Origin of the sequence: Yersinia massiliensis CCUG 53443 (assembly GCF_000312485.1) — a bacterium.
Classification (GTDB): domain Bacteria; phylum Pseudomonadota; class Gammaproteobacteria; order Enterobacterales; family Enterobacteriaceae; genus Yersinia; species Yersinia massiliensis.
In genome coordinates this window covers 1-5,126 of the sequence record NZ_HE997643.1, presented here as the reverse complement: position 1 = coordinate 5,126, position 5,126 = coordinate 1, and the positions used below count along the sequence as shown (strand labels likewise).

Below are 5,126 nucleotides of genomic sequence, written 5' to 3'. Positions count from 1 at the left end.
GACCACTGACTGAGTGGGAAGCTGAGCAGGAACGATTAAAGCAGGAAACAGAAGCCAAGAAAAAAGCTGAAGAATTAGCGGCAGAAATTGAAGTGGCTCACGAAATGGCCCTGCTGATGAATGACGCTTTCGACCGTGACGCTAAAGAAAAAGCTGAAGAAGCTGAGCGCCAGCGCAAGGCCCATGAAGAACTCATTGCTCAGCAAGCAGCAGAGAAAGCCAAGCGCGAAGCTGAGGAAAAAGCTAAGCGTGACATCGAAGCAGCCGAGCAACGTGAACGCGATGCAAAACTAGCTCAGGAACGAGCTGAACAGGCTGCCAAGGATGCCGCTACCAAAGCTGAACGTGATGCTAAAGAGTTAGCTGAACGTGTAGAACGCGAGAAGCAGGAAGCTATCGCAGCCGAACAACGGAAAGCGCAGGAAACCGCTGACCGTATCCAGCGCGAAGCCAAGCAGAAAGAAGATGCACGTTTAGCCGAAGAGAAACGTGTTGCTGATGAGGCAGAGGCCCGCGCGAAAGATGTTGAACACCGTCGCACCATCAACCGCCAAGCGGTAGCAGACTTAATTGCAAACGGATTGCCAGAAGATTGCGCACAGAAATGTGTAGCCGCTATCGCTAAAAACCTCATTTCCTCCGTACGTATCACTTACTAATTAAACCGGAGTATCCCATGCAACATGCATTTGCTGGGCAGACCGCATCGGGCTGCTCTACTAACTATTTGACAAAAATTCAGCACTCACCGGCTTATCGTCTCACTTCGGCAAGCTTCACTCCCCCACCACGCAAGAGCTTGCTGGACAAGATAGTCGAGTTTCTACGCTCAAAGGGGAATCCGCTATGAATGTCACCCAAGTTATGGCGCTCGATAAAATAATAAATGGATTTGATTATCGTGACGAAAAAGCGCTGGAAGCGCGAACCGCCGAGCTAAATACAGAAATAAAAATTAAGCACATTGAAGAGCTATTCAAGCGTGTTGGATTCTGTGATTTAGACGACAAGGTACTTCACCTGATGCTTAATAACTGTGATTTCCAAGAGAAGGCATCTCAATTTTTGTGGGACTCAATGTTTATTGCAGCGAAGTGTGAGAGAGCAATGATGATTGACGGGCATGAGGAGGCGGCGTGATGGAGCCGGGCCACTATCAAGATATTTCAAACGAGGATTATCACTCGGGGCCAGGGGTAAGTAAGTCGCAATTAGATGATGTGGCTATTAACCCCGCAATACTAACGTGGAAGAAAACAGCGCCAGTGGATACGGAAAAGCTAAAGGCGCTGGATATGGGTACAGCGCTCCACTGTCTGTTACTTGAGCCTGATGAGTTCGGTAAAAGATTCATCAAAGCACCGGAGTTCAACCGAAGAACAAATGAAGGCAAGGCAGCGGAAAAGGATTTTCTGAAAGAATGTGAAGAGTCAGGGAAGACCATAATGGACTTTGAACAGCACCGGAAGCTGGAACTGATGCAAGGGAGTGCGATGGCCCATCCAGCGGCCAGATATTTTTTAGAAGCGGAAGGATACTGCGAATCGTCAATCTATTGGACGGATGAAGAAACATCGGAACTATGTCGGATCAGACCGGACAAGTTTCTCACCAGTCAGCCAATCATAGTGGATGTGAAGAAAGTGGCTGACATGGATCGCTTCTCACGACACATCGAAGAATTCCGGTATCACGTACAGGACGCCATGTATCGGGATGGCTATCTCAATCACTTCAATGAATACCCGACATTTCTGTTTATCGCAGTAAGCGAAACCATCAGCTGCGGTCGATACCCAACCCGCGTATTTCAGCTTGATGCTGATGATGTATCAGTTGGGCATGATTTGTACAGAAAGAACCTGCAAACCTATCACGAATGCCGACTCAGCAACGAATGGGGCGGTGTAGAAACCATCTACCGCCCTGCATGGGCAAGGAAAAAGAACAATGACTGACATCGCAAATCTCGAGCTAAGCAATGAGCCGGCCATCACAAATGCAAACGTAGCGATTTTCAGCCCTCAAAACCTGATGGCGATTCAGAATTTCGCGACACTTATGGCAAGTGGTCGTTCAACTATTCCCGCGCATCTTGCCGGTAATAAAGCTGACTGCATGGCAGTGGCAATGCAAGCTGTTCAGTGGGGCATGAACCCATTCGTTGTTGCTCAAAAGACTCACGTCGTCAGCGGCACATTGGGTTATGAAGCACAACTTGTTAACGCGGTGATCTATGCGATGGCCCCTACCAAAGACCGAATCCATTATGAATGGTTTGGCCCATGGGAAAATGTGATCGGCAAGTTTGCAGAGAAAGTTTCAAAGAACGGAAATAAATATATAGCGCCAGACTGGACTCTGGCTGATGAGAAAGGACTTGGGGTCAGGGTTTGGGCCACGATGAAAGGTGAAGATGAACCGCGCGTTCTGACTTTATTACTTTCTCAGGCCCAAGTACGAAATTCCACCCTATGGGCCAGCGACCCGAAGCAACAACTTGCCTACCTCGCTGTTAAGCGCTGGTCACGCCTGTACTGCCCAGAAGTCATTCTCGGCGTTTACTCTACAGACGAACTGGATGGAAAACCAAAGCCTGAGCGAGATGTAACTCCACGCACCAATGCCGACCTAAACAAGATGATCAACACCAAGAAAGCGGAGCCGATCGAGGGTGAATTGGAGCCGACAAAAGTTGATGAGCGCTCGCCAGAAGTCCTACTCGCCGATTTTACCAGTGCAGCCAGTAACGCTAAGTCAGTAGAAGAACTAGAGAAATTCTTCAAGTACACACAGCGAGCTCTTGCGTCTCATCATGACCAACTCGAAAAGGCTACTGACATCTACGGCATCCGTAAGGCTGAAATGGAAGAAGTGCCAATGTGAGGTAGTCATGACAAAACCCTATGAACCATGGGAGGGATACGAAGAGCAGTTCATAAAAGAGGTTGCTGGATATATGCCCAGCAGCCTGATAGCTGAAAAGCTTGAGCGCTCTCTCCAGTCTGTTTACTCAAAAGCTTCTGACATGGATGTCACCCTAATTTCAAATCGACCGGCCCGTAGATGGACAAAAAAGGAACTTCAACTGCTCGGCAAGGATGCCGATGAGAAAGTGGCTCACCTAACCGGCAGGACGCTGAAATCAGTCATGTGCAAGCGTGCATCATTAGCTATTCCTAAAGCAGCCTAATCCCCCACCCCATTTAAAGCAGCTAGTCTGCTGAGGACTTTCTATGTCTGAAAATACTGATTATGAAACGTTAAAAGCTGAGCGTGATTCAGCACTCAATACATGTTCGCTGATTGCCGAGGCATTGGGCATTAAGGGCGCAGTAGCGGGTGACACTATTGCAAGAGTGCAGCAGCTTGTTGCTGAGAACGCGACCCTTAGAAGTGATGCAAGAGAAGTCGCTATAGACGCTGCAAACAGCATCGCATACGCAATTTTTAACCTTTCTGATAAGACTTTAAGCGACCTGAAGCCGGGCATTATCGATACCACATGTCCAACCGGCTCAGCATTAATAGCTGAGCGTAATCTTCGAGAGTTCGCCGCCAGTCTGCGGGGAGGTGAGTGATGGATAAGCATATCGAAGAGCTAGACCGCCAAGAATTTGAAACTTGGTTCATTTCCCTATTTCACCCTCATCATATGAATCGCAATGAATCTGGCAGCTATTTCTTTATCGATGCCAATGTGGCGTGGACGGCTTGGCAAGAACGCGGCAAGGCACTGCTAGCCAAGCTAGAAGCGGCAGAGAAGCAAGTGAAGGAAATGACAGAGCAATATCTGGACAGAAATACTGCTTTGACATTCGTAACTCTACGCGCAGAGGCAGCAGAGGCGCGGCTACTTGTGCCTGTTGAATTCCCTGATTGTGATATCGGCGCAGTTTCACACATGGCTCACTGGTACTCAGAAAAGCAATGTGAAGCATGGGTAGCTGGCGTTGAATTCAGTAAAAAACAGATTATCAAAGCAGGTTTCAAGGTCGAGGGGGGGTGATGATCCATTACCATGGAGGCCCCATCACGCCAGATACCTGCGCGATTAAAGCTTGGCGTGGTAGACATGCATTTATCTCTTTTGCCCATAGTTCTCAAATCGGATTAGCTTCTGAAATCTGTCAAACATTTGCGCTGGATAATGGGGCATTTTCAACTTGGAAAAAGGCTGGGAAGAACAAAATAGATTGGTCAGATTATTACAACTTTGTTGACCGTTGGAAAAATCATCCCGGTCTGGACTTCGCAATTATCCCTGACGTTATCGACGGCGGCGCGGAAGAAAATGACGTCCTGCTTGCTGAATGGCCTCATGGGAAATTTGCAGGAGTGCCGGTTTGGCACATGAATGAATCCAATGATCGTTTTATTCGTCTCTGTAATGAGTACCCCCGCGTAGCGATCGGCAGTTGCGGTGAATATGACGTGAAATCACCGCTGAAAGCAGTAGCAAGACTGAAAGATATTATCAGACATGTTGTTGATGTTAACGGCCAACCTATTACCAAGTTGCACGGATTACGGATGCTTAATCCAACTATTTTTACTCGCCTGCCGCTAGCGTCAGCTGACAGCACAAACGTCGCGCAGAACATCGGGAAGGATGTGAATTGGAAGGGAACTTACCAGCCATTTAGTAAAGAAACACGCGCTGCAGTTATGGTTGAAAGAATTGAATCACATAACAGCTCTGGCACTCTCGACTATTGCGAAAAGCGTGACCACTTTGCTGTGCAATTGGGGCTTGAGGTGTAAATGAACAAACTAACTGAATTGGTAGAGGGGAATGCAGATGCTGAGTAAAGAAACATTGGAGAATATAAAACAACAGCGAATTGATGTTGACGGAAATATTGGCTCAGAAATGGCTACTGAACTGCTAGCGCTGCGTGAGAAACTAGAGGTGCTTAAACAGCGGGAGCCAGCGGGATTGGATGTAGATGATATTATTGAGTTTGAGCGCAAAGCATTCTGGCGCGGATTTGAATCAGCCAGAAGTACAGAAAATTCAAATATCCCCGCGGACTGGGAAGACTCAAAAACTAATCTTCTACTCGCTTTGATAGCAAAAATATCGGGTGACTAAATGCTAATAGGCTTTGTTCTTCTCGTCAGTT

The 5,126-nt window shown here is 47.6% G+C and carries 9 protein-coding genes; all 9 read left to right on the top strand.

The genetic code is table 11. The features are described from left to right. Window positions 1-659, top strand: a 659-nt coding sequence (locus BN68_RS00045; RefSeq protein ID WP_042806337.1) for a hypothetical protein, incomplete at its 5' end; no start/stop codon positions are given. 187 nt (window positions 660-846) lie between these two features. Further along, window positions 847-1,140, top strand: a complete 294-nt coding sequence (locus tag BN68_RS00040) for a hypothetical protein (RefSeq protein WP_019209102.1) — start codon at window positions 847-849, stop codon at window positions 1,138-1,140. After that, window positions 1,140-1,958 carry a PD-(D/E)XK nuclease-like domain-containing protein gene (locus tag BN68_RS00035; protein ID WP_019209101.1) on the top strand — a complete coding sequence of 273 codons (819 nt, stop codon included), beginning with the start codon at window positions 1,140-1,142 and terminating at the stop codon, window positions 1,956-1,958. Before BN68_RS00040 ends, BN68_RS00035 begins: the two co-directional genes overlap by 1 nt. Further along, entirely contained in the window at window positions 1,951-2,886 is a 936-nt protein-coding gene (locus BN68_RS00030; RefSeq protein WP_019209100.1) for a RecT family recombinase, read from the top strand. The genes BN68_RS00035 and BN68_RS00030 overlap by 8 nt, the downstream gene beginning before the upstream one ends. A gap of 7 nt (window positions 2,887-2,893) precedes the next feature. Beyond that, entirely contained in the window at window positions 2,894-3,193 is a 300-nt protein-coding gene (locus tag BN68_RS00025; RefSeq protein WP_019209099.1) for a hypothetical protein, read from the top strand. Between the two features lie 43 nt (window positions 3,194-3,236). After that, window positions 3,237-3,581, top strand: a complete 345-nt coding sequence (locus tag BN68_RS00020; RefSeq protein WP_019209098.1) for a hypothetical protein — start codon at window positions 3,237-3,239, stop codon at window positions 3,579-3,581. Then, window positions 3,581-4,009 carry a hypothetical protein gene (locus BN68_RS00015; RefSeq protein ID WP_019209097.1) on the top strand — a complete coding sequence of 143 codons (429 nt, stop codon included), beginning with the start codon at window positions 3,581-3,583 and terminating at the stop codon, window positions 4,007-4,009. The genes BN68_RS00020 and BN68_RS00015 overlap by 1 nt, the downstream gene beginning before the upstream one ends. Further along, window positions 4,009-4,764, top strand: coding sequence for a hypothetical protein (locus BN68_RS00010; RefSeq protein WP_019209096.1), 756 nt, complete (start codon window positions 4,009-4,011; stop codon window positions 4,762-4,764). The genes BN68_RS00015 and BN68_RS00010 overlap by 1 nt, the downstream gene beginning before the upstream one ends. A 37-nt stretch (window positions 4,765-4,801) precedes the next feature. After that, a complete protein-coding gene (locus BN68_RS00005) occupies window positions 4,802-5,095 on the top strand; it encodes a hypothetical protein (RefSeq protein ID WP_019209095.1) in 294 nt (97 codons plus the stop codon). The last annotated feature ends 31 nt before the right edge of the window (window positions 5,096-5,126 follow it).